We start from the raw sequence: 25,602 nt of genomic DNA on the forward strand, positions 1-25,602 counted from the left end.
CCTCTTCAGTGAATTTAGCCAAAAGAAAAGCACCTCCAAATGTTAGATGATTTGTCTAACATTTGGGGTGCACTTCAATATCAGCTCTTGATGCAGTCATAATACCGAGGTTTGGGTTGCCTTTCTGGCTAATTCATTACAAATTATTTGCCGCATAATTCATTTTAAAATGGGAAAGTTCTTTTTCAATTAAGCCGTCTATTTGTGTGTCTTCCATTAAGTCGATTGATTGATAGCTATCTTTGTCGAGGATTTCTCTTTGGATTCTTTCTATGTGTTTCTTGCAGCTTTTCTTGTTTAATTTGCACGAAATTGTTAATTCCTGAATGGCTATTTGCTGTTTGATCAAAAAAGCAGCCCTGTTCCTTTTATGATTATCTAGTATGGAAATGACTTTTTTAAGCCGAAGTTGATAATCTTGGATTCGTTGGTTTTGCAAATCTAATATTTCATTTAGGCTTTGTAATTTCTGCTGTTCTTTTACTTTTTCGCGGACCATATCCTTGGCGGCTTCATCGTTTCCCATCTTTACATACTGGATGATGATTTTATTGATACTCTGCATTCGGACGTGCAGGCTCTTTTTTTGCTCAACCAAGGACTTGCCCAATGCTCTATGTTTGGCTAATGCTAATCGTAGAATTTGAATGTCCTGCTCAAGGGCTTTTATTGCGTCATCTAATGATTGCCGGTAATCATTTAATTCTTCGAAGAATAATTCTTTGTCTGTTTTGAAGTATCGGGTGATTTTTTTGACTGATATCCTCATGCTACCCCTCATTCTTAGTAGTATTAATAATCCTCTTGAGTTCCACGATGCTTCAGTAAAACGAAATAAATGCCAAGTGCTTCATCTTAGTACATGGAATAAGGAAGTCCTTTTAGGTATCATGACCATGCATCTCTGAGAGGTTTATTATTCTATTTTTGTATCTTTGATTTACTAATGTCTAAGTGACTTCTTATGAAGAAAAACTTTTAGAATGTAATTATCATTATAATTCAAAGAGTTTCTTTAATTAACTAAATTGCTCCTTAAGTAGAATTAATTTACTTTTTGGTCATAATTATACGACAGAGCCATGGTTCTTGCTTTAAATTGAAAACTTATACTGAAATAGGGCGGCAACTCTTTCTAAGGCTAAGATTTTTTATTATAATTGAAGTGAAATATCTCCATAATTGCATTTCTAGACACTTGGTTCTATTTGTTTAAAAATGTTATATCGAGGCTATTTAACTCATTATCACTATTTATATAGTTAATTGATCGATAGAAACTTTCTTACTGTTTATTGACTGTAAAAAGTAGTTGTAATACATTTACTATGTAGTAATCTAAACTATGTATTTTGATGGGTTAATCGTTGTGCTATATTCGAATGCCAAATAATAATTAAAGGGGTTTAGTCAATGAATCAAAAACAGCCGAGAATTGCCTGGATTACAGACACAACATGTACCGTGGGAGCAGATTTTATTAAGGAAAACCAGTTGAATGTCATCCCGCTGCAAGTCGTCATTGATGGTAAGTCATATAAAGAAACCATCGATATTACGGATAAACAGTTCTATGAAAGAATGGCAAGTGAATCTGTCACATTTCAATCGTCCCAGCCTTCCGTTGGCGAGTTCATCGAATTATATGAAAAGCTGAAGGAAGAGTATGATTGCGGAATAGCCTTCCACTGCTCCAGTAAACTTTCCGGTACTTTTTCTGCTTCTGTCATGGCTGCGGAACAGGTTGGTTTTAAGCTGTATGCGATTGACACTCGGACTGGTTCTTATCCCCATGCGTACTTGCTGAATAAAGGCATTGAGTTATTTAATCAGGGATTTGGTCCTGAAGAAATTTGCGATAAAATTGAGGAAATGAAAACGAATACACGGATATTCCTTATACCAGCCAATCTAAATCAGCTTCATAAAAGCGGACGAGTATCTGGAAGTGCACGCCTATTGGCTAATTTGCTCAATATCAAACCTATCCTATCTGTAGAGTTTGAAGGAGCTAAAATTAGGGATAAGGTGAGAACGGAAAAGAGAGCGATTAATTATATGCTGGATTTGCTCCGCGAGGATATGGAGGTCTCAAAGGTTAGCAAAATAATGATCATACATGCAGATGCTGAAGAGAATGCTATTAAACTAGAGAATTTGATTAATGCACAAGAAGAATTCAGCTCTATCCCGACAGATCGAATGATGCTTGTCCCTGTGGCAGGGGTTCATACAGGGGTTGGCACACTCGGGATCTCCTGGGTTTGTGAATAAAACGGATTATGTTAAGGCAGCAGTCCAATTTTGGACGCTGCCTTTTTTATGTCTTCTTAGCGGATGTGGTAGAATTTTCTTGAATCGTTCTTTTGAGGGGGCATGGGAAATATGGCAATCAAAAAGGTATCAATCATCGGATTAGGAGCATTAGGAGTGCTGTTTGGCCATCATTTATCGAAGAGGATGAAGCTTGAGGATTTAAGAATCATCGCTGATCAATACCGTATTTCACGGTATGAGGAGGAGATGGTCTATAGTAATGGGGAACTCTGTGAATTTCAGTATGTTACGCCTGAGGAAGAGTGTTCTCCGGCAGATCTACTGATTATTTCTGTTAAGTTTAATGGGTTGGATGAAGCACTCCACTCAGTCAGGAAGCATGTCGGTGAGAACACCATCATCCTATCCCTGCTCAATGGAATTACGAGTGAATCCATTATTGGTCATGTGTACGGAATGGATAAGGTATTATATTGTGTGGCACAGGGAATGGATGCGGTCAAGAGTGGGAATAAACTAACCTATGAAAATATGGGCATGCTTTGTTTTGGTTCCAAGGAGCCAGGTGTCGTGTCACCAAAGGCTAAGGAGCTCGCTGATTTCTTTGAAGAGATGGATATCCCCTATGAATTAGTTACGGATATGCACAGAAGGCAATGGGGGAAATTCATGCTGAATGTAGGCGTCAACCAAACGGTGGCCGTCTATCAAACGAATTATGGCGGTGTCCAATGTGAAGGTAGGGCGAGAGACACGATGATTGCAGCGATGAGAGAGGTCATTGCCCTGTCAGGGAAAGAAGGTGTCCATTTGACAGAGGAAGACCTTCAATATTGGCTGGATATACTCGGAACATTAGGAGCAAGCGGAAAGCCGTCCATGGCACAGGATGCCGAAGCACACCGGCCTAGTGAGGTTGAATTATTTGCCGGGACAGTGATCGAAATGGGGAGAAAGCATGGCTTGCCTACTCCTGTAAATGAAGAACTCTATGAGAAAATCAGAAGGATGGAAATGCACTATTCGGCTCAATAATCCAGATGTAATCCCTCCGATATCTACTAAAAATGCATTCTGACAAATGTATATGGGGAAAATCACCAATAACAGGATGGATACTATGGCCAGCAAAAAAGAAAAGAACGAAAGTATTAAGGAAGAAAAGAAGAATAAGAGTATTGCTGATAAAAGCCGAGTGCCTGATCAGCAAAATCATATGAAGGACCAGGAAAATTTGCGCCGGTAGAAAGAAAGCAGGGATATAGCCTTGATGGGGCATATCCCTGTTTTCTTGTAAGCCTTAAGATTTCGCATCCTCTAGGGAAGAATGTGCACTTAGTTTACGCGGATTAGGCTTTATCGTCTCTTGGTAAAGTAACCTAAAGAAATGAATGATGCTGAAAAAGAAAAACCATATGCACTTACATATGAAAAACGTGAAAAATAGCGTTATCAGCAGATTTTTGCCATAATCAGCTATCGCTTTTATTAGGCTGGCATCCATTCCTTGAAGGAGGGAACCAATTAAAGAGCCAAGGAAATAGGCAGCTAATAGAAAGGCCCATTGGGTAAGGACTTGTTTAATCGTGAACTTTTCCCGGAAATAATAGAAAATCATGAGTGGCAGCATCAAAGGAATCGGAAAAACATACAGGTTATCGTCAGTAAATTGACCATTGTCTATCATCCAGTTGGGAACATAAAAAAGACTGACTAAGAAGCAGTAAATCAAGCTCAGCCGGTAGAAAAACGTTCCATATTTATCAAGCTTCGCATATCTCCGCTCGCGTTTTTCCCTGATAGGGGCAGGTTCCCAGCTAAGTCCTGCACTATATTGTGTTCGAAAAGCTTCGAATGGCAAAGCAAGCGGGTACCGGTCTTTCAAATCATTCAACTCAGTTGTTGTGAAAATTTCATGCAAAGCAAAGGCGTTATAAGAAGATAGGTTATAGTTTGTTGTTTTAATTGGGGTATTCGGAGAGAATTTATTTAAGGTTTCTTCAAGCTGTTTTCTCGTTTCCGCACTTATTGAAGAGTATCCTTTCTTCCCATCTTCCGTCCACTCCCAGACAATACGGACCGTAATAAAATAGTACGGTTTTCTGGCAATTTTAAAAGCAGAAGGGCCAAGATAGATGCATTCAATCTGATCATAGGAGATGAAATGTTCCTTCGTTTCCTGACGGTCGAAATTGACAAAGTATTGATATATCCCGTCCTCCTTCAATTCAATCCCATAATCCTCTCTAGGTATGCGGGTGACCATCCGGATAAATAAGATGCCGGCTATAAATAAGATAAGTGCTCCGGTCGCCATGGCTGTTGCCCCAATTACACTCCCATCCTTATAGATCATGTAAGCGAACCAAAAGAAAAGGAAAGAACCTATTACAACGAGGCTTGTAGCGAAATACATAAAGATTCTGCCGACCCAATTCCAGAGGATACGGCTTTTATGAGTATGATGGATTTTTTTGAATGCCAAATGTATGAGACCTCCTTATAGAAATTCATATAATTTTACCATAATATGGACCGGAAGATTGAAACTATATCATCATCCATGCTAGTCCTAATTAGCCATGGCACCTATATAGACAAATAATTCCAAATATTCATGCTAATTAAATGCTGTCGCTTTATAATGAATAAAATGGAATTAACATAGGGGGATGAGGTATTGAAGAAGAAATTGATTGTTCCTGTCATTTTATCGTCAGCCATGATGCTGAGCTCGATTCCGATGGGCAATGTTTTTGCGGCACCCGTTGATTCACAGAAAGTGAGCAAGAGCTGGAATGAGAAGGCGAATGTTCCTCTATTTGTTAAGGAACGTCACGCAGAGAGATTCTCCTCCAGCACTCCTGCCAATGCTCTTAAGTACTTAAAGAACAGCCAGGAAGAGACAGGTCTCAGCAATCCGGATAAGAACTTGAAGGTAAAGGATGTTCAAAAGGATGAGCTGGGAATGACCCATGTTCGCTTTAATCAATCAATCAATGGAGTGAATGTGGAAGGTGCAGAAGTCGTTGTTCATTTCAATGAGGACAATGAAGTAGTTTCCGTGAATGGAAGGACCAATCAGACACTTGCAGAAGCTAATGTAGATACAAAAGTCTCCTTAAGCAGTGAAGCAGCCATTAAAGCTGCCAAGTCTTCTGTCAATGCCTCTCAAGAGCTTACATATGATCCAACCTCAGAACTCGTTGTCTATCCTTTCGAAGGAAAAAATTATACAGCCTATAAGGTCAATGTGAACTTCATGGGTGAGGAGCCTGGAAACTGGTATGTTTTCGTTGATGCGAAAACAGGAAAAGTCATTGATCAATATAACGCAATGATGCATGCGGATGAGCCTAAAACACAAAAAGGTACTGGCCTTGGTGTGCTAGGCGAACGCAGGGAACTGCATATTACCCGTGTGAAGGAACCGAAATCAGGCACGAAGTTTGCGCTGGCGGATTATGCCCATGCCAATCTTGGAGGCATTGAAACCTATGATGCCAAAAATGATAACACGGCAAGCAATGATACACTTTATGTCGGAAATTCTGCTGCCTTTAATGGAGATTATGACAGAGCGGCAGTTGATGCTCACTATAATTCCGAAAAGGTGTATGAGTATTTCCTGAAAGAGCATGGCCGTAACTCCCTCGATGGAGAAGGGATGGCCATTATTTCGAAGGTGCATTATGGAACCAATTATAATAATGCCTCCTGGAATGGGCGCTGGATGACGTATGGAGACGGGGATGGGGAGTTCATGATTTCTTTATCAGCCGGCCTTGATGTTGCTGCCCATGAGATGACGCATGGTGTTATCAGCCATTCGGCCAATTTGGTTTACCGCAATCAATCCGGTGCGCTGAATGAGTCCTTCGCGGATATATTTGGTGCCCTTGTGGATGATGATGACTGGGAAATGGGCGAGGATATTATGGCCCCAGCGGCAAAAGCGGACGGGGTTACCGTCTTACGAAGCTTGAGCAACCCGAACAGCGTCGTTGTCAGCAATGAGCAGCGACGGGCCTACAGCACAAATGGCGGCGTCTATCCGGATCATATGGATGAGTTCTATCATATGCCGACCTCTGTCGACGGGGGCGGCGTTCATGTTAACTCCTCCATTACCAATCATGCGGCTTACTTAATTGGCCAGGAGATTGGAAGAGAGAAGCTAGGAAAGATTTTTTACCGCGCTTTAACCGTCTATCTGACGGCAAACTCTGATTTCAGCGATGCGCGCCAGGCAGTTGTACAATCAGCGGTCGATTTATATGGAGCAGGAAGTGCGGAAACGGCGGCTGCTAATGCAGGATTTGATGCGGTAGGAATCTATTAATCACCTAGCAAAACAGACAGGCGGAGCTTTCCGCCTGTTTTTGTTTTTTTGAATAATTAAGGACCATTCTTTGGACAAAATGATAAAGTAGATTACATAGAATTAAAAAAGCAGGGTGGGATTGCACATGGAAAAAGTCATGAAAAAAGTAATAGAATTCAGAGATGAACGTGGCTGGGGACAATATCATAATGAGAAGGATTTGGCGATTTCGATTTCCTTAGAGGCGAATGAACTGCTCGAGAACTTCCAGTGGAGAGATAGCGAGGAGGCTGCGCGTGAATCACGGCAGAATATAAAAGAAGAGATGGCAGATGTGTTTATCTATCTTTTGCAGCTGGCCGATAAATTGGATATTGATCTGGAGGAGGAAGCGCTCAGAAAGCTTGAGAAGAACGCTTTGAAATATCCTGCTCCATCTCCATCTGATCAGTAATCATGTTAGTAAGACTGAACCTACATAATATGAATTCTCCAACAAAAAACACAATGTCCCTCCGCCTGAGGGTATTGTGTTTTTTAAAATTATGATACCAGCTTCAACCCAACAGCCGCTCCTAAGATCATGAAGATAAACAAAATCCTTTTCCAATCCTTCGATTCCCCATAAATCAACATGCCCAATATGGCTCCGCCTGAGGCGCCAATACCGGTCCAGATGGCATAGGCCGTGCCCATCGGCAATGTTTCCATTGCGATGGATAGGAAGAAGAAGCTTGCACCGAAGCCTAGAATCAGGAAAAGTAGCGAGCCCCAATTCCGATCATGATGCCATTTGTTTATCATCCCCACGCCAATCATTTCGCAAATTCCCGCCAAGATTAATGAAATCCATGCCATTAGGACTCATCTCCTTTCTTAGGCTCTTCATCTGTGACGAGCTTCAATCCAATCACGCCTGCCAATAAGACGAGTACGAGGAAGATTTTCTCCGCTTTAAATGGCTCCCCGAAGAAAAGAACCTCCGAAAAGACCGTCCCTGCGGTGCCAAGACCGACGAATACGGCATAGACGGTACCAACTGGCAGTTTTCGGCCGGCCATAATCAATCCGTAAAAGCTGATGACAATTGCTACAATCGTTCCGGCCCAGTCCAGAAGGCTGTCTGAGTGCTTCAGGCCTATCACCCAAAGCACTTCAAAGACTGCAGCAATAAATACTTTAATCCACTCCTTGCTCATTTCAATACCTCCTAAAATCAAAAAAGCCCGAGAGATAGCTGTAAACAGTATCTCCCGGGCTTTTATCCCTCCGTGGCACAGCAATTGCTGTGAGTTTTCTCTCGGACCAGGCCAATCAAGGCGATTGCGGAACCCTAGAAAACGTATTCGAATGATTTAATTCCTTTCATTATACGAAACTCTCCTTTTTAATCAAGTGAAAAATCTTTATGCAATCAGAAATGGCTTCAGCTATGTCAAAGGGGAATTTTAGCGAGAATAACAGAAAAGATGCCTTCTTAATAACCGACCACATATACACATATCATTCAATGTAATTCAGCTATTTAAATATATTTCCATGTCATATCACCTTATCTGAGGCTGTGATTTGACAAGCAGACCATAAATTAAAGTGAACAAGTTCATTTTTTCGGATATTAATGTCAGTATTATGGATTGTTGAAAGGTATGTAAGCGTTTACGATTTGATTGAAGGTATAGTTTTTGTTAAAGCCATTCTAAGTTTGTGAGATTTAACAGGAACATAAAAAAGGGGGACTATATTGATGAAGAAGGCAAAGTATCTTTCGTTCTTATTATTTATCGTATTAAGTATTTTTACTGTTTTAGCTGGTTGTTCATCTGATAAGGATGAGAAGGCGAGCGGCGACGGGAAGGAAAGTAAAGAGTTAATCGTCTATTCTCCAAACCCCATCGAATTTAATGAACCATTAATAAAAGAATTTGAAGCTGAAACTGGCATAAAAGTTGAGGTAATTTCCGCAGGTGCTGGTGAGCTGTTGAAGAGAATCGAAGCAGAAGGAGATAATCCGCTAGGTGATGTAATGTGGGGAGGGTCATTATCCTCACTAGAGCCATATGTGGATTATTTCGAGAAGTATCAGTCTGCGAATGAGGATAAGGTCATTGATGAATATAAGAATGAAGACGGATATATTACGCGTTTCTCCTTAGTGCCTAGTGTTATTATGGTAAACAAAAATTTGATTGGCGACAAGAAAATAGAAGGTTTTGCTGATTTGCTGGACAAAGACTTAAAAGGAAAGATTGCATTCGCCGATCCTTCTAAATCATCATCATCCTTTGAGCAAGTAATCAACCAGTTGTATGCGATGGGGAATGGGGATCCGGAAAAAGGCTGGGAGTATGAAGAAAAGTTGATTAAGAATCTCGATCAAAAATTATTAAGCGGTTCTTCTGCAACCTATAAAGGTGTTGCAGACGGCGAGTATGCGGTTGGATTAACATTTGAAGAGCCGGTTGTTAATTACATCAATGACGGAGCGCCGATTGACATTGTCTATCCTAAAGAAGGAACGATTGTTAAACCTGATGGAGTGGCAATTATAAAAAATGCAGTAAATATGGAGAACGCCAAAAAGTTTGTTGATTTTATCACTAATGAGGATTCTCAAACAATGGTAGCTAATGAATTAAGCAGAAGACCGGTTCTCTCAACAGTAAAAATAAAAGATGATATCGGGATGAAGCCGCTCTCAGAAATTAAACTTATTGAAGATGATCAAGAGTGGTCAAATCAAAATAAAGCATCCATCTTAGATAAATATAAAGAAATCTTCACTAGTAATTAAAATTAATCATACGCACAAAAGAGCATGAGTAGGAAAGCTGCTTATGCTCTTTTAATAAAGGGAGTGAACAACTTGAGTACATCAATTAAATTTGAACATGTTCGGAAGGATTATGATAAGAATACAGTTATTCCTGATTTGAGTTTAACCATAAAACCTGGAGAATTATTTACATTGCTAGGACCTTCGGGGTGCGGCAAAACTACCTTGCTACGCATGATTGCAGGGTTTCATAGCATTGACGGTGGGACGATTTCATTTGATGAACAAGTAATCAATGATATCCCTGTCCACAAAAGAAATATTGGAATGGTATTCCAGAATTATGCGATATTTCCGCATATGACTGTATATGACAATGTTAAGTATGGATTAAAAAATAAGAAGATAGGTAAGAAGGAAATGACGGAAAGATTAGAGGATATGCTTGAAACAGTCAAGATTACCGAATATAAAGACCGGCTGCCGAGTCGGTTATCAGGGGGACAACAGCAGCGGGTTGCTTTGGCAAGAGCAATTGTCATACATCCAAATGTATTATTAATGGATGAACCTCTTTCAAACCTAGATGCTAAACTTCGTATTGATATGAGGCGGGCTATTAGCGAAATTCAAAGGGATGTCAATATCACAACTGTCTATGTCACTCATGATCAAGAAGAGGCGCTCGCTATTTCTGATCGAATTGCGGTTATGAAGGATGGTATCATTCAACAGGTTGGTTATCCAGATACAATTTATCTGCGGCCGGTTAACCTTTTTGTTGCAACCTTCATTGGTCATTCCAATTTATTTGCAGCGACCATTATTGAAGAAAATAATCAAAAGTTTGTCCAAATGAATGAGAATTATCGAATTAACTTGGATAATCTAACAAGCAAAGCCATCAATGGCCGAGAGGTTATAGTTGCCATTCGTCCTGAGGAATTTGTAATGGCAAATGACCGAAGCGGATTGCATGCAAGGGTAAAGCATCGTAACTTCCTTGGCAAATATATTAATTATGAATTACTGCTAGATTCGGGTGAAAGTATTGAATACTCGCAAGATACTAACCAAACAAATCAATTTTTAAATGTAGATGACGATATCTTTCTAAAGGCTATACCTGCAAAGATAAATGTATTTAGCCGAGATGGTGAAGAAAATCTTATTTCCGGAGTGAATCGATATGTGGAATAAGATAATTAGCAAGATGGATTTCTGGAATATAGCCGTACTAATTATCTTTTTGTTTTTTGCTGTATTTCTGATTTACCCATTAGGATCATTGTTATTAAGCAGCTTTCAGGGAAATGATGGCCAATTAACACTGGAACATTATATGAGTTTTTTCGAGAAGAGATATTACTATGAATCTCTGTTCAACAGCTTTGCTGTCACAATTTCTGTTACGATTTTGTCGATATTGATAGGAGTGCCTCTTGCTTATTTAATGTCAACCATCAAAATATACGGAAAAGGGATTATTGAAGTGTTAATCATTATTTCCGTTTTATCACCGCCGTTTATTGGAGCCTATTCATGGATTCTACTTTTAGGCAGAAGCGGGGTAGTATCAAAGTTCTTCCAAGAACATTTAGGCATCACCGTGCCAAGTATCTATGGATTTGGCGGAATTTTGCTGGTGTTTACCCTTAAGTTGTTTCCATTTATATATCTTTATGTGTCTGGAGCGTTGAAGAAACTGGATTCCTCCTTGAGCGAGGCTGCTGAAAGCTTAGGGGTTACGGGAATAAGGAAGCTTTATACCTTGATATTACCGCTTATTCTTCCAACAGTATTAGCAGGATCATTGCTTGTGTTTATGAATGCGCTGGCCGACTTTGGTACACCGATGTTAATTGGTGAAGGATATTCAACCATGCCGGTTCTGATTTATTCAGAGTTCATCAGTGAAGTAGGAAGCAATGCCCATTTTGCCGCAGCATTGGCAACAATCATGGTTTTCATTACGGCTATTATTTTTATAGGGCAAAAATATGTGGTTAATAAAAAATCCTATGAAATGAGTTCTTTACGGCCCATTCAGCCTAAAAAGATAAATGGAACAAAGAATGTCCTTACTCACTTATTTATTTATGTGGTTGTTGGATTGGCAATCATTCCTCAAGCAACAGTTATTTATACGTCCTTCTTAAAAACGAAGGGTTCGATGTTTATAGAAGGATATACGTTAGAAAGTTATCGGAGGATTCTAGATAGGATGGGAGATTCCATCTTTAATACCTTTTTGTACGGCATTATCGCTCTTGCGATTATTATTATCCTTGGCATGCTTATCTCCTATGCTTCTGTCAGACGGAAGACCTTTTTTACATCCTTTATTGATACGATAGCCATGTTTCCGTATATTGTTCCAGGTTCCGTCTTAGGGATTACCTTACTTTTAGCTTTTAATAAATCTCCATTATTGTTAAGCGGGACAGCAGCTATTCTAATTGTTTCATTCATTATCCGGAGACTGCCATATACGATGAGGTCTAGTGCTGCAATTATTTATCAATTGAGTCCTAGTATGGAGGAGGCTTCCATAAGCTTAGGATATTCCCCGATGCGCACGTTTATCAATATCACCGCAAGGCTTATGATGCCGGGTGTGCTTGCAGGTGCTTTATTGAGCTGGATTACCGTAATAAATGAATTAAGCTCATCCATTATTCTATTTACCGGCAATACACGAACGATGTCTGTAGCCATCTATACAGAAGTCATAAGAGCGAGCTATGGGACAGCAGCTGCTCTCTCGACTATTCTGACGGTCACTACTATTATCTCATTGCTTATATTCTTTAAATTGACAGGTTCAAGGGATGTTAGTCTATAGGCGCCTGAAAAGACAACTATTGAGGTTGTCTTTTTACTTTAGCAGTTCATTTTGTCATTGGATGGAAAAATATGCTATTTTAAAAGAGTGGTGGATGGAAAATCCAGTGTAAACTTACAAGCTGCGTTGCTAGGAAAAAGTGGGGTGGAAATTTGGAATCATCTGAGAAGGTAACGAGGTTCTATCAAAAGGAGCTGAGGAACTCGTTAGTAGGAATTGGCGTAATTCCTGTACTGTTAATTACGATTCTCTTTTATAACCTCTTCTTTTATTTAAGCTACCAGTCAATCAAAAGTAATAATGTATCTGAGAGTGAACATGTTGCTAAGGAAGTCGTTCATAAGTTCTCTTATCTTTCAGAGCAGAGTCAGATATTATCGCGACAAATTGATATCAGTCGATTGGAAGCATCCAGTGAATATCGCTCAAAAGTGTACGAATCTCTATATAAGTCGGTTAATTCAAATAATTTCAAAAGTCTATTTTCAGTCATAGATTTAGAGGATAATGTTCTCGCTACCAATTGGGTAGAAACTCCAGCAGATAATCATAAGAATGCCGTCTGGTATTTGAATAAAAAGTTAAAGGCTGGTTTTTTTCAAGGAAGCATTATGTACCCGAATAAACAAAATTTAGAAAACGATAGAATCTTTTATAATATAGCAAATCCCATCTATAGCAAGGAAGGGCGGTTAACCGGATACATCGTTTTTAATCTATTAGAAAATCAATTTCGTCAGTTAATCAATAATGTTCACTATACGGATATTCTTATTACTGACCAATATGGCCATAGCGTCTTAACGTCTAATGAAATGCTCCTAACGCAATCCGGTAAGTTGAATGCATCAGAATCAGAAGATTATGTGATAAATAAGACAGCTGTATTGAATGACACGATTGAAGTGAATGCCATTATTTATGTGGGGCTCTTTAAAAAAATTTATAAATATGGACTATTGACATTATTGGCCGTCTTTTTATTGATAACGATTGGGACAGTTTTTATTGCGAATTATATTTCGAGAAAGAAAATGGCTTCAATTGATCAATTGCTAAGTATGATTCATTTGGCTAAGAAAGGCCTTTTCAAGCAGAATATCAGCATGAAGAAAAAGGATGAGTTTTTGGTTATTGCAGAGTATCTGCAACAGTTATTAAGAGATATTGAGAATCTCATTCAGAAAAATAAAGAATCCGTGGAGAGAACATCCCAGGCAGAAATCAAGCAATTAGAAACGCAGATTAATCCTCATTTTTTGTTTAATACGCTTGAAACCATTAAATATATGATTCAAATTAACCCTGAAAAAGCAGAGGAATTGATAATCATTCTTTCAAAGCTAATGAGATATAGTTTAGATAATAAGATGCAATTAAATAAAATCCATAATGATACTTCCTATTTATTCGATTATCTTACTTTGCAGAAAATCCGTTTTGGTGAAAGGCTGGAATATACAATAAACGTTCAGGAAAAGGCTAATAATTACCTGATACCTAAACTAATTGTACAGCCATTGATTGAGAACTCCATAAAATATGGCTTTACAAAAATGCATCTAAAAATCGATGTGGTCATCAGAAGTACAAAGAGAAATGTTTATCTTATTATTCGGGACAATGGAGAAGGGATTGACAGAGAGAAAATAGCTGTCATTCAGAGCGGTCTTAAAGAAGTGAATAATCAAAGTAATCATATCGGTATCTATAATGTTCACAGAAGGATTCAGCTGCTGTACGGAAATAGGTACGGGTTGAAAATTTATAGTGAAAAGGGAAGGGGTACTTTAATTGTGGTGAGGATTCCTATAGTTAAAGGGGTTAATTAACATGATAACGGCGCTGATTGTAGAGGATGAGGATATTATTCGTCAAGGAATGGTATACACCATTGATTGGAATAGCATGGGGGCGGAAATAGTTGGAGAGGCAACGACTGGCCAGCAGGGTTTAGAGAAGATTAAGGAATTACGTCCGGACTTGGTCATTACAGATATAAAGATGCCATTAATGGACGGAATTACGATGGTTGAAGAAGCTTTGAAGTTTCACGATTTTGAAACTATCATTCTGACTAGCTATAGTGATTTTGGATTTACGAAAAAGAGCATTCAGTTACAAGTCTTTGATTATCTTCTAAAACCTGTTGATCGAGATAATCTGCGAACAGTTGTCGAAAGCGCGAGGGAGAAGCTAGTGGAAAAGAGAAGAAAGGACTCATTATTAAAGCAGGCGGTTCTTTTGCAGCCATTATCGCAATTGGAGCAGGAGGGCGGCAGGAAGGATCATTTAAGTATCTATACACAAAAGGCCTTGGAATTTATAAATGAATTTTATGCTAAGCGGATTAGCATTGAGGATGCAGCTGGTGAATTGGCCATTAGCTCGAGCTACTTAAGCAGGCTTTTCAAGAAAGAAACTGCAGAAACGTTTCATCATTATCTTAATAAGCATCGTATTAAAGTATCTATTCCGTATCTTTTGTCAGGAAACTATATGATATACGAGATCGCCGAGTTGGTAGGCTTTTCTGACTATAAGCAATATAATGCAGCATTTAAAAAATATATTGGCATTGCACCTACAGAATTTACCCAAAAAATGAGGTGACCCTTGCAGGTTATCGCTTGATTAAATGTACTTGGTCAATACGTAAGTTGATTTTAGAACTAATACGAACGAATACAACGATAAAAGTACACAGTAAATCCTGTTATTTAACATATTTGGCTCATATTGAGAGAGGATAATCGATGAACAGTATGTTAAAAAGGAGCGAATATAGATGTGTACAGCTTTAACATTGAGAACAATAGAGGGCAATCATTTATTTGGCCGCAATATGGATTTGGATTATAACTTTAAACAATCCGTTATTTTGGTACCTAGAGGGTTTGAATATACCCATATCGCGACAGGTGAAGCGGTAAAGTCGAAGTATGCCATTTTAGGGATGGGGACAATTATGGACAAACATCCGATGTTTGCAGAAGCCTTCAATGAGAAGGGGTTGGCTTGTGCGGGCTTGAATTTTGAAGGATATGCTGCCTGGGAGAAGGATTTAGCTGAAGACAAAATCAATATTGCGCCCTCTGATTTTATTTTATGGGTCGTAAGCAATTTTGAATCTATTGAACAGCTTAGACCTGTATTAGCTGATGTATGTATTGTTGAGAAGTCCCTTAATGAAAATATACCGATTCCCACGCTGCATTGGATGGTTACAGATAAGGAGGGCGAATGCCTCGTCATTGAGAAAACGGAGGAGGGACTCCGGGTATTTACGAATCATGTTGGTGTTCTGACGAATTCACCTACATTTGATTGGCATATCACCAATCTATCAAGATATTTAGGGCTTAGCACGCATCAGCCGAAGGAAATAAATTGGGGCGATGAACAATTAAAGCTATTAGGGGTTGGAGCGGGAGCGCAAGGGCTGCCAGGCGATTATCTATCGACCTCTCGATTTGTGAAAGCTGCTTTTCTTAGGAATAATGCAGCTCTAGGCAATGATGAACATTCAGGCATTGTAGAGTTCTTCCGCATCCTAAATAATGTTTCCATGGTGAGAGGCTCTGTCATGACCAATCATCAAAATTATGATATTACCCAATACACCTCCTGTATGTGCCTCGAAAAAGGGGTTTATTATTATACGACATATAATAATTTACAGATCAATGCGATAGATATGAATAAGGAGGATCTCGATAGCACGGAAATAAAAGTCTTTCCATACCGAGATGCGCTAGCCATCCGCTATGAGAATTGATGGGTTAACCGGTTAAAGGTTGCCAGTGCCAGGCCATATTATTCGTTGTAAATCACCTGGAAAAAGGAACCATTCCTAAGTTGAATCGTATAAGTAGAAGGTAAGCATATTAGCGGTTTAGGGGGAATGGGATGATTATAACGATAATCCAAATTGTTTTCTTTCAATTAGTATTGCCGGCGCTTTTCGTTATCACCCTTTGGAGAGGAACGAGGAAGAGTAAGCTTGACTGGCTGGTGCAGGCTCTTTTCACGACACTCTATATAAGCTGGTTATTCATGACGGCTCCATGGGATTTCCTCAGTTATTATCTTCGTTATGTATGGGTTCTTCTACTGATAGGGGCATTAATCTTTTCCTATATGGAGGTCCGAGACAAACCGGTCAAGGTAGCTTTTGATAAAGGGGAAAAGTGGTCATTCGTCCTCTATGTATTTTTGGTGTTTGTATTTGGATTCTATAATGTGCAGGCCCTCAGCGGATTTTCGGCAGGCGAGAAGGCGATTGAGCTTGAGTTTCCGCTGAAGAATGGAGCCTATTATATCGGACAGGGCGGAGCACATGTTCAGCTTAACTACCATCATGCTTATGAAAGCCAGCAGTATGCGCTCGATATCGTGAAACTCGATAGATGGGGAGTGAGGGCTACAGGTATTTATCCTGGGGAGCTTTCCAAATACAGAATATATGGTGAAGCCATCTACAATCCATGCACGGGGAAGGTGACGGAAGTTGAAAAGGATTTGCCAGATTTAACGCCTCCAAACACGAATCCTGAGAAGGCAGCGGGAAATCATGTAATTTTGCAATGCGAGGGTGTAGACGCAGAAGTGCTGATCGCTCATATGCAGCAGGACAGCTTGACGGTTGATGCTGGAGATGAGATTGAAGCAGGGATGAAGCTTGGACTTGTCGGTAACTCCGGCAATACATCAGAGCCGCATGTGCATATCCATGCCGAGCGGGATGGGGTAGGCATACCTATCACCTTTAATGGGAGTTTCCTTGTACGAAACAGTCTGGTGTGGTGAAGGGGACTGATGAATTTTGCGAACGATTACTTTATCAAATGGAGAAACGGTTGAGGTCAAATGCCTGAGCTGTGCCTTAACAAGCGGATTGGTTGAGCCTGATGGCGGGGTAATTGGCGAAACAGCTCACTTTCACGCTCACCAGGATGTCGCCTATCCCATTAAGGGGCTTGTGATTGTGGCATCAAAGCGTCATGTCATTAGTCTAGATGAACTGACTGAAGAGGAGCGGCAGGATTACATAAGCTTTCTGGCGAAAATCAGGGGAGCACAGAGAGCAGCTCTTGGGATAGAGCATGTCTATTATTTCTACAATGAGGATACCACCCATCATTTCCATACATGGATGGTGCCACGTTATCCTTGGATGGAACGATTCGGCCGATCGGTTGAGTCCGTGCGACCCGTCCTGCTTCATGCACGTACACAAATGAATGATGGGAAGAGCAGGGAAGAGATGCTCAGCGGAATTCAAAGACTAACGGCTGAATTGAAAAAACAGATCGATTCCTAAATGTATCATATTCTTTGAGATTTACGGATGGTAGGAATGATTTACGTGCAAATCATCACGGTACGCCGCCCAAGTCCGTTGATGATTGATGGATTCATGCTAAAGTCAGGATTGAATAAATAAAGTGAATAAGAGCCCGTGTCTCTTCTAATAAGACACGGGCTCTTCGCGTTAAATCTTGCTGTCTAAGATTCTTATCTTTTTCTGCTTGCGATTGTATAAGAATAGTAAGGTGATGAACCAGATTGGCGTCAGCAAGAGAGCGAGCCTTGTTGCTTCGGCAAATAACATGATGATTAGCACGAAAGCAAATAGCGCTATGACCGCATAATTGATATATGGAGCTAATGGGGCCTTAAAAGTCGACTTTTCAGCAAGCTCTGGACGTGTCCTCTTGTATTGGATATGAGCAATCAAGATGATGCTCCATACCCAGATGAAACAGATAGCACTGATGGTCGTCACAATCGTAAACGCCTGCTCAGGGATGATCTTACTTAATAAGGCTCCGATAGACACGACAATGGCGGATAGGAATAACGCATTGCTAGGCACTGCCCGCTTATTCAGCCGGCCAACTCTCTTCGGAGCGGAGCCATCCTTACTTAAAGAGTGCAGGATACGGCTTGTAGAGAATAAGCCGCTGTTACAGGCGGACGCCGCTGATGTCATCACGACGAAATTAATGATGCCTGCTGCAACCGGTATGCCGATTAGGGTGAATACACCGACAAATGGGCTGCTGTCTCCATTCAAGTATGTCCATGGATTGATGGCCAGAATGACGATGATGGCTCCGACATAGAATAAGAGAATCCTTATAGGAATTTTATTGATTGCAGACGGGATGTTCTTGCGCGGATTGGCGGTTTCAGCCGCTGATACCCCTACAAGCTCCATTCCCACGAATGAAAAGACGACGAGCTGGAAGGAGAGCAGGAAGCCTTGAACTCCATTCGGGAACATGCCGCCATGGCTCCAAATATTTGATAGGGATACAGTTCCCGTATTTGTTTTAAATCCTATAACTAATAATACAATTCCAACCACGATTAAAGCGAGAATCGTGATGACCTTGATAATAGCAAACCAAAACTCCAATTCGCCAAATAGCTTGACGGATAATAAATTCAGCCCGACGAGGATAACCAAGCAGGCAAATGCAGGAATCCATTGAGGGATGTCAAACCAATATTGCATGTAAACACCGACTGCAATGATATCGGCCATTGCTGTCATAATCCAGCAGAACCAATAGGTCCAGCCTGTCACATATCCAGCCCACGGTCCAATGTATTCCGCGGCGAACTCTGTGAAGGATGTGTATCCAGTATTGGATAAAAGCAGTTCCCCCAAGGCTCTCATTACAAAGAATAGAGCAATGCCAATCAATAGATAGGAAAAGATGATAGAAGGTCCGGCAAGCTCAATTGACTTACCAGCCCCTAAAAATAACCCGGTTCCAATTGTGCCGCCAATCGCAATCAATTGTACGTGCCTGTTCTTTAAATCTCGTTTTAACTCTTGTTGTCTCAAGTTTCTTCGCCTCCGCATGGTCTAGGTAGAATGTACCGGATAAAGTTGAGTCCCTCGAGAAATAAAAAAGAGATTGGACAGAATCCAATCTCTAAAGGGTATTTTAGAAAAATAACAATGCAATACTTGCTACTCTCCTGTCCTTTTGCCTGAGATTATGAATCCTTCGGCGCTGCACATTGTTGTGCAGTCTCTCCAGAAGCCGCTCCTGCCATAGTTTGATCCACGGCATTCAACGCTTACTAGTATCCAGTTTTATAGGGAAATGGTTCCCATTCGTTTTTATAGAATAATGGAAGTCTATCATAGGATAGACAAGACGGTCAATTGATTAAATCCGAAATTGTCGAAATATCCATTGTGAGATTGTCTGTCAATTTTACTGACAAAGAGGATGAAGAGGCATAAGATTTTTGTAGAGATATGAATATATGGACTAGATAGATTAAGAAAATAGGCTTGGATTGGGAGGGCATGATATGGATGATGTGATGAAATATGGGATAGCTGAAGCAAGGAGAACGATGAATGAGAATTATGGAGGGCCGTTTGGCGCCTCCATTATTGATAAGACCGGAAAGGTAATCGCTGTTGCCTCGAATACGGTGCTGAAGGATCATGATCCTTCAGCACATGCGGAGGTCAATGCAATCCGTAAAGCAGGTGAGGTGCTGGGCACGCATGATCTGTCAGGCTGTGTGCTCTATGCGACGGGGTTTCCGTGCCCGATGTGCCTGTCAGCAATCATTTGGGCCAATATTCAGCAGGTGTACTACGGCTGCAACCCAAAGGATGCAGAGGCAATCGGGTTTAGGGATGACTTCATCTACCGATTCATACAGAAGGATTTGAATGATTCGTCTATTCTCCAGCTAGAAGAATTGGACCGTGTCCAATGCATTGAACTGTTTAAGGAATATGCTCAAGCAAATAAGAGCATTTACTGATGAAGAGGAGCCATTCTCACACATGAGAATGGCTCCTCTGTTTTTAATTAAGGAGCGGGTGTTAGCTTGCCGCCGCCAGGGAGGTCGTGTGTCCTGCCATTCAGCCAGCCATTCTCTTCCTCCTCTGAATCGTAATAGAGGGTGTGGCCGTTTGACTCGATATTACGGCAATCTTTTTGCTCGCTGTTCAATATACTGATGTAAGAGTCATCTGTCATATACCAGGAGCTTCCCTTCTCCAGCACCAGGATTGCGCTTCCTGTATGATCGGCATCGATGGCCCCTTTAAAGCAGCTGCCTTTTTTAAGCTCTAAGGAAACCGTGCTCGTATGATCACAGATGATATCTCCTGTTAAGGTTTGTTTATGGGCTTTGAAGGCGATATTGCCTGAATCCTCCGCCTTGATAAGAATACCTGACTCAAAGCATAGTTCGGTATTTATGATAGATACTTCTGCATCCGTCTTCGTTACGTAAAACATCGCCTCGTCTTGCGTTGTGCCCAGAAGGCTATCTTTGGCTGAAAAGCGTGCAAGGCCATTGTTAGCCGAATTAAGCTTGCCCTCATGGAGGATGATGCCATACTTTCCGGTCCCGGTTATGTCTGAGGCTGAAATGGCAAGGGTATTTGTTCCTTCGACGATGGCGGCAGGAGAGGAGCTGGCCAGTCCTAGGACCCCGTCTGCTTGAATGGTGCCAGCAGAAAATAGGCAAGGGGAGTCCTCCCCAGCTGTTGTCAATGTGGAGTCATTGAGTTTGACAACGCTGTTCTTTCCATCCGCAATTACAGCAGCGCTGTGGGCACCATTAGTCATAATACTAATATCTTGGCCTTTAATGGTTCCTTGGTTAGCCGCATAGAGCCCCTTGGCCGAGCCTCCTGTAGTTATGATGGAGATATCAGCTAGGTTTAAGCTGGCATTTTCACCGGAGGAAAAAAGAGCAGTCCCTCCTTCTGCTTCTGAATGGATTGTACATCCTTCTAAATGCCCGCTTCCATTAATCGCCGCAACAGCATTATTAACTCCATAAAGCCTGCTGTCTTCTTCACTTGTTGTATCGCCTGATTTAGTAATGGAAATATTGGTTGCAGTCAGAGTGCCATTACCCTCTATGAGAAGCGTATTTTCATCTGCGGCTGATGAGTGGATTGCTTCATCTGTTAATTTGATGCTTTTTCCTGCAACAACATAACGGCTCGATAAGGAGCGTTGCTTAGCTATAGCTCCTGATTGGGATTTGGCCGTCCAGTCAATTTTTAATCTAATCTTAATGGCGGTCTTATCATCTTCATCGACAATGACTGAAAGGATGTCGCCTGTTTGGATATCATTTAGGACCGCTTCTTTCGTCTTGCCATCCTCCTCAATCAGAATTCGTGTAGCAGCATCAGCGATTATCGCCGTTTCTTTGCCATTTAACTTTATGATTTGTTCATCTTTCGTAATGTCACCTGCAAGTGCGAGGGTGATTTCGTTATCTAAGATACTTTGTACCTGCCCGGTCAATCGGTCTGACTTGTGGAAGCAGCCAGCCAGAAGAATGAGCCCCACAAGGAGGAGGAAAAGGAAAAGTGTCTTTTTCACAGCATCACATCCTGAGTGTTGTTACTTAAATTTTAATATGCCCATCTTTCAGATATAAGTGTAATTGCTTACTGTAAAGGAAGGGATAGCCAATAAGCTAGGTGTTGTAATATTATCAATTTTGATGGGTTATATAGGTGATTATTGGAAGTGGAGTGCTGGAAGGGAGTAAATACTCTAATATGCATATGGTGCACCGCGATTTGGATTGCAGAGTTTGCTCAGGCTGAATTTCTTAATGACTTCTTTGACACAATTAAGGTCCTTGTTGTGAAGGAACATGTAGACGCAGTCTTGCAGGCAAATAAGCAGAAATGAGGTCCCTGTTCAGGGTCTATTTTAAAGGCAAAAAGTCCCGAATATACGGGACTTAGATGGATGGGGATTAGATTTTAATTTTGCTCGCCGATTAATGTCTCAGCAATGTTTTTAGAATGGTCGCCAACTCGCTCAAGATTGCTTAGGACATCTACAAATACCAAACCTGCTTGAGGGGTACATGTACCGCTGTTCAAGCGAAGGACATGCTGTTTACGTAGTTTGCGCTCCATTTTGTCTAAAGTTTGTTCATGCTCCACAACTTTATATGCTGCCTCTTTGTCCATGTTTTCAAAGGCCTCAAGCGCCTCTTTTGCAGCCTGAATCGCTACTGTGAACATTTCATTCAAATCAGACAGTGCTTCTTCTGTAAGGGTTACTTTATTGCTGAGCTGAAAATCAACGAGTTCAAGAATATTCTCGAAATGATCCCCAATTCTCTCGAAATCATTGATTGTGTGCATCAAGATGCTATGTTCATCAGATTCATGCTCGGATAGGGAACTCGCTGAAACCTTCACAAGATAATCTGTGATTTTGTGATCTAGGTTATTTAGGGCTTCTTCAATTTGTGTTGCTTGATTTAATGAAGATTTATCATGTGTCATTAAGTAATTTTTGGACTCCTCCAAGCCGTTCACGGCAAATCGGCCCATACGTAAGATTTCCTGTTTCGCTTGGCCAAGAGCAATCGCCGGGGCCTTGTCCATCAAAAGAGGATCCAGATGCTTTGGCTTGAAGTCAATAGCGGCATCCTCACCAGGAATAAGCTTCGTAACAAGCCATGCATAGGCGCCGATAAACGGGAACATGATGATCGTATTCGTTATATTGAATGTTCCGTGCGCAAAGGCAATCGTCATCTCAGGGTTAAGTCCAAGGGTTGTTTGGAACCAAGATATCAATGCCGTAAATGGAACGAGCAAAATCATAAAGATTGTGGCGCCTATTAAATTGAATAAAACATGGACACTGGCCGCCCTTTTCGCTGTTACGGATGCACCGATGGAAGCGAGGACTGCCGTAATGGTTGTTCCAATATTATCTCCAAATAAGACAGGCAAAGCGCCGTCAAGATCGATAAGTCCTTCTCCAAAGAGCCCTTGCAGGATACCGATTGTTGCACTGGAGCTTTGGACAATTAAGGTGAAGACCGTACCGACAATCAAGCCAAGGATTGAGTTTTCACTTAAGTTAACTGTTAAGTCAAGGAACCATTCAAACGAGCGAAGCGGCTTCATTCCGCTGCTCATCAATTCAAGACCGAAGAACAAGAACCCAAATCCAAAAATGACTTGTCCAATATTATGAATCTTTTCGTTTTTAAAGAAGAATAAAAGGATTGCACCTACAAAAATAATTGGGAGGGCATATTCACCGACGTCAATCCCAATGATGAAGGCCGTAACGGTTGTCCCGATATTTGCCCCCATGATGACGCCAATCGCCTGACGCAATGTCATAAATCCGGCGCTGACTAGCCCAACCGTGATTACGGTTGTCCCAGAGCTGCTTTGTATTAAAACCGTTACAAGTATCCCTGTTAAAATCCCCATTAACGGGTTTGTTGTATATTTATCTAGTAAATCGCGTAATCGGTCCCCTGCAGACTTTTGCAGGCCATCTCCCATGAACTTAATCCCAAAAAGGAAGACTCCTAATCCGCCAATGAACTGAAAAATCATTTCTTGAATATTTATCTCCACGATTTTCCTCCTGTGCTTCATTTTTACATGCCAATCTCTCAAATTATTATTTAGAAATTATGTAAAGTAAAGGTGTTGGTGGAAATCTTTACAATAAATTAATATTATGTTTACTTTAGTGCAACAATAGGTCGAATTGTACTAAATTTACATAATCATATCAAAGGCGTACTAATGAATTTGTTATTGTAAATAGAGAGAGGGTTACACTAGCCTTCTGTTGCAGTCTTTTTGAAAAACAAAAGCTCCAGTCTCTATTGAGAAAGGAGCTTTTGTCATATATTAATCTTGCTCGCCAATCAAGGTTTCAGCAATGTTTTTAGCATGGTCGCCAATACGTTCAAGATCGCTTAGAATGTCAACGAACATAAGTCCTGCTTGCGGTGTGCAAATGCAGTTGTTAAGACGAAGGATATGCTGCTTGCGTAATTGGCGTTCCATTTTGTCGAGTGTTCTTTCGTGCTCAACAACCTTATGTGCCATTTCTTTATCCATGTTTTCGAATGCTTCCATTGCACTGGTCGCTGCGTTGATGGCAACGGAGAACATTTCATCAAGATGCTGCTTCGCTTCATCTGTAATAGTGATTTTATGGCTGATTTGATGTTCAGCTAATTCAAGGATATTCTCGAAGTGGTCACCGATTCTTTCGATATCATTAATCATATGCATGAGGATGCTATGCTCATCTGATTCATGCTGTGATAAGGAATTAGATGAGATTTTGACCAGATATTCAGTGATTTTATGATCGAGATTATTTAAGGCTTCCTCTATTTGCTTACCGGTTGCTAAGGAAGAAGCCTCATGATTTAGAAGATAGTTTTTCGTTTCTTCTAATCCTTGTACCGCAAATCCTCCCATACGCAGTATTTCTTTTTTAGCATGTGCTAATGCAAATGCAGGAGGCTGATCGAGCAAGATTGGATCTAAGTGTTTTGGCTTGAATTCAATCACAGCATCTTCACCTGGAATAAGTTTTGTTACAAGCCATGCATAGGCACCGATAAACGGAATCATGATTATAGTATTTACGACATTAAATGTCCCGTGAGCAAAGGCAATCGTCATCTCTGGATTTAAATTGAGCGATGATTGGAACCAAGAAATCAATGTAGTAAATGGTATGAGTAAAATTAGGAATATTATCGAACCAATAATATTGAAAAGAACATGTACGCCTGCTGCTCTTCGGGCAGCTACTGATGCACCGATTGCTGCGATAATGGCAGTAATTGTTGTACCAATGTTATTTCCAGCTAATACTGGTAGAGCACCAGATAAATCAATTAAGCCTTCGCCGTATAATCCTTGCAATATTCCAATTGTTGCACTGGAGCTTTGTACAATAGCTGTGAATATTGTACCTACTAAGACACCTAATAGAGAGTGTTCACTCAAGCTAACCGTTAAATCAAGGAACCATGGGAATGAACGAAGAGGATGCATTCCGTTGCTCATTAATTCTAATCCGAAGAATAGGAAACCGAACCCAAAGATAACTTGGCCGATATTGTGAATTCGTTGATTTTTAAAGAAGAATAACATAATAGCGCCAACGAAGATGATAGGAAGAGCGTACTCACCAACATCTATTCCGATGATGAACGCAGTAATCGTTGTCCCGATATTAGCCCCCATAATAACGCCGATTGCCTGGCGCAAGGTCATAAATCCAGCACTAACAAGACCAACGGTAATGACGGTTGTGCCGGAGCTGCTTTGTATGAGGCAAGTAACAAGAATACCTGTCAGAATTCCCATAAATGGGTTTGTTGTATATTTATCTAATAAATCTCTCAATCTGTCCCCAGCAGATTTTTGCAGGCCATCTCCCATGAATTTAATCCCGAATAGGAAGATTCCCAGTCCGCCTAGGAATTGAAATATCATTTCTTGAATATTGATATCCACCATATTCCTCCTGAAAAGTATATTAATATAACGTTTATCATTATTAAACA

The 25,602-nt window shown here is 40.6% G+C and carries 22 protein-coding genes and 2 riboswitches; of the genes, 14 read left to right on the top strand and 8 right to left on the bottom strand.

Going from position 1 to position 25,602, the window contains the following annotated elements; translation table 11 throughout:
• Nucleotides 1-136: 136 nt before the first annotated feature.
• Nucleotides 137-769, bottom strand: coding sequence for a hypothetical protein (locus CYL18_RS16290; protein ID WP_104850571.1), 633 nt, complete (start codon nucleotides 767-769; stop codon nucleotides 137-139).
• Nucleotides 770-1,413: 644 nt separating this feature from the next.
• On the opposite strand from CYL18_RS16290, the gene CYL18_RS16295 reads away from it, so the two are divergent.
• From CYL18_RS16295 to CYL18_RS19635, 3 genes are all read left to right on the top strand, one after another.
• The gene (locus CYL18_RS16295) at nucleotides 1,414-2,274 is read left to right on the top strand and encodes a DegV family protein (protein ID WP_104850572.1); all 861 of its coding nucleotides are present in this window, start codon (nucleotides 1,414-1,416) and stop codon (nucleotides 2,272-2,274) included.
• 111 nt (nucleotides 2,275-2,385) lie between these two features.
• Entirely contained in the window at nucleotides 2,386-3,312 is a 927-nt protein-coding gene (locus CYL18_RS16300) for a ketopantoate reductase family protein (protein ID WP_104850573.1), read from the top strand.
• A gap of 85 nt (nucleotides 3,313-3,397) precedes the next feature.
• A complete protein-coding gene (locus CYL18_RS19635) occupies nucleotides 3,398-3,523 on the top strand; it encodes a hypothetical protein (protein ID WP_269089198.1) in 126 nt (41 codons plus the stop codon).
• 54 nt (nucleotides 3,524-3,577) lie between these two features.
• Here CYL18_RS19635 and CYL18_RS16305 read toward each other — a convergent pair whose 3' ends face one another.
• Nucleotides 3,578-4,762: a hypothetical protein gene (locus tag CYL18_RS16305; RefSeq protein WP_104850574.1), complete on the bottom strand. Its 1,185-nt coding sequence runs from the start codon at nucleotides 4,760-4,762 to the stop codon at nucleotides 3,578-3,580.
• Nucleotides 4,763-4,957: 195 nt separating this feature from the next.
• Here CYL18_RS16305 and CYL18_RS16310 point away from each other — a divergent pair, with 195 nt between their 5' ends.
• Entirely contained in the window at nucleotides 4,958-6,619 is a 1,662-nt protein-coding gene (locus tag CYL18_RS16310) for a M4 family metallopeptidase (protein WP_104850575.1), read from the top strand.
• A gap of 127 nt (nucleotides 6,620-6,746) precedes the next feature.
• Complete coding sequence (locus CYL18_RS16315) at nucleotides 6,747-7,055, top strand: nucleotide pyrophosphohydrolase (protein WP_104850576.1); 309 nt, start codon at nucleotides 6,747-6,749, stop codon at nucleotides 7,053-7,055.
• 89 nt (nucleotides 7,056-7,144) lie between these two features.
• Here the strand turns inward: CYL18_RS16315 and CYL18_RS16320 are convergent, their stop codons facing one another.
• The gene (locus CYL18_RS16320) at nucleotides 7,145-7,459 is read right to left on the bottom strand and encodes a DMT family transporter (protein WP_104850577.1); all 315 of its coding nucleotides are present in this window, start codon (nucleotides 7,457-7,459) and stop codon (nucleotides 7,145-7,147) included.
• The gene (locus CYL18_RS16325; protein WP_104850578.1) at nucleotides 7,459-7,800 is read right to left on the bottom strand and encodes a DMT family transporter; all 342 of its coding nucleotides are present in this window, start codon (nucleotides 7,798-7,800) and stop codon (nucleotides 7,459-7,461) included. Before CYL18_RS16325 ends, CYL18_RS16320 begins: the two co-directional genes overlap by 1 nt.
• Nucleotides 7,801-7,849: 49 nt before the next feature.
• A riboswitch (guanidine-I (ykkC/yxkD leader) is annotated at nucleotides 7,850-7,949 on the bottom strand.
• Nucleotides 7,950-8,348: 399 nt separating this feature from the next.
• On the opposite strand from CYL18_RS16325, the gene CYL18_RS16330 reads away from it, so the two are divergent.
• The 8 genes from CYL18_RS16330 to CYL18_RS16365 all read left to right on the top strand — a co-directional run bounded on the left by CYL18_RS16330 (nucleotide 8,349) and on the right by CYL18_RS16365 (nucleotide 17,545).
• Nucleotides 8,349-9,395, top strand: a complete 1,047-nt coding sequence (locus CYL18_RS16330; protein ID WP_104850579.1) for an ABC transporter substrate-binding protein — start codon at nucleotides 8,349-8,351, stop codon at nucleotides 9,393-9,395.
• A 72-nt stretch (nucleotides 9,396-9,467) separates the two neighbouring features.
• Nucleotides 9,468-10,577, top strand: a complete 1,110-nt coding sequence (locus tag CYL18_RS16335; protein WP_104850580.1) for an ABC transporter ATP-binding protein — start codon at nucleotides 9,468-9,470, stop codon at nucleotides 10,575-10,577.
• The gene (locus CYL18_RS16340) at nucleotides 10,567-12,222 is read left to right on the top strand and encodes an ABC transporter permease (protein ID WP_104850581.1); all 1,656 of its coding nucleotides are present in this window, start codon (nucleotides 10,567-10,569) and stop codon (nucleotides 12,220-12,222) included. Before CYL18_RS16335 ends, CYL18_RS16340 begins: the two co-directional genes overlap by 11 nt.
• Before the next feature lie 152 nt (nucleotides 12,223-12,374).
• Entirely contained in the window at nucleotides 12,375-14,054 is a 1,680-nt protein-coding gene (locus tag CYL18_RS16345) for a sensor histidine kinase (RefSeq protein WP_104850582.1), read from the top strand.
• A 1-nt stretch (nucleotide 14,055) separates the two neighbouring features.
• Complete coding sequence (locus CYL18_RS16350; RefSeq protein ID WP_104850583.1) at nucleotides 14,056-14,835, top strand: response regulator transcription factor; 780 nt, start codon at nucleotides 14,056-14,058, stop codon at nucleotides 14,833-14,835.
• Between the two features lie 175 nt (nucleotides 14,836-15,010).
• The gene (gene bsh / locus CYL18_RS16355; protein WP_104850584.1) at nucleotides 15,011-16,000 is read left to right on the top strand and encodes a choloylglycine hydrolase; all 990 of its coding nucleotides are present in this window, start codon (nucleotides 15,011-15,013) and stop codon (nucleotides 15,998-16,000) included.
• Between the two features lie 131 nt (nucleotides 16,001-16,131).
• The gene (locus CYL18_RS16360; RefSeq protein ID WP_104850585.1) at nucleotides 16,132-17,031 is read left to right on the top strand and encodes a M23 family metallopeptidase; all 900 of its coding nucleotides are present in this window, start codon (nucleotides 16,132-16,134) and stop codon (nucleotides 17,029-17,031) included.
• Nucleotides 17,032-17,047: 16 nt separating this feature from the next.
• Nucleotides 17,048-17,545: an HIT family protein gene (locus CYL18_RS16365; RefSeq protein ID WP_104850586.1), complete on the top strand. Its 498-nt coding sequence runs from the start codon at nucleotides 17,048-17,050 to the stop codon at nucleotides 17,543-17,545.
• Nucleotides 17,546-17,716: 171 nt separating this feature from the next.
• On the opposite strand, the gene CYL18_RS16370 is transcribed toward CYL18_RS16365, so the two are convergent.
• On the bottom strand, nucleotides 17,717-19,081 hold the full coding sequence (locus CYL18_RS16370) for an amino acid permease (protein ID WP_104850587.1): 1,365 nt from the start codon (nucleotides 19,079-19,081) through the stop codon (nucleotides 17,717-17,719).
• A gap of 127 nt (nucleotides 19,082-19,208) precedes the next feature.
• Nucleotides 19,209-19,290, bottom strand: a riboswitch (glycine riboswitch).
• A gap of 270 nt (nucleotides 19,291-19,560) precedes the next feature.
• Here CYL18_RS16370 and CYL18_RS16375 point away from each other — a divergent pair.
• Nucleotides 19,561-20,028, top strand: coding sequence for a nucleoside deaminase (locus CYL18_RS16375; RefSeq protein ID WP_104850588.1), 468 nt, complete (start codon nucleotides 19,561-19,563; stop codon nucleotides 20,026-20,028).
• A 47-nt stretch (nucleotides 20,029-20,075) separates the two neighbouring features.
• Here the strand turns inward: CYL18_RS16375 and CYL18_RS16380 are convergent, their stop codons facing one another.
• From CYL18_RS16380 to CYL18_RS16390, 3 genes are all read right to left on the bottom strand, one after another.
• A complete protein-coding gene (locus CYL18_RS16380; protein WP_104850589.1) occupies nucleotides 20,076-21,614 on the bottom strand; it encodes a hypothetical protein in 1,539 nt (512 codons plus the stop codon).
• A gap of 392 nt (nucleotides 21,615-22,006) precedes the next feature.
• On the bottom strand, nucleotides 22,007-23,638 hold the full coding sequence (locus CYL18_RS16385) for a Na/Pi cotransporter family protein (RefSeq protein WP_146102857.1): 1,632 nt from the start codon (nucleotides 23,636-23,638) through the stop codon (nucleotides 22,007-22,009).
• Between the two features lie 282 nt (nucleotides 23,639-23,920).
• Complete coding sequence (locus CYL18_RS16390) at nucleotides 23,921-25,555, bottom strand: Na/Pi cotransporter family protein (protein ID WP_104850590.1); 1,635 nt, start codon at nucleotides 25,553-25,555, stop codon at nucleotides 23,921-23,923.
• Between the last annotated feature and the right edge of the window lie 47 nt (nucleotides 25,556-25,602).

Source organism: Pradoshia eiseniae (assembly GCF_002946355.1).
GTDB classification, from domain to species: Bacteria; Bacillota; Bacilli; order Bacillales; family Pradoshiaceae; genus Pradoshia; species Pradoshia eiseniae.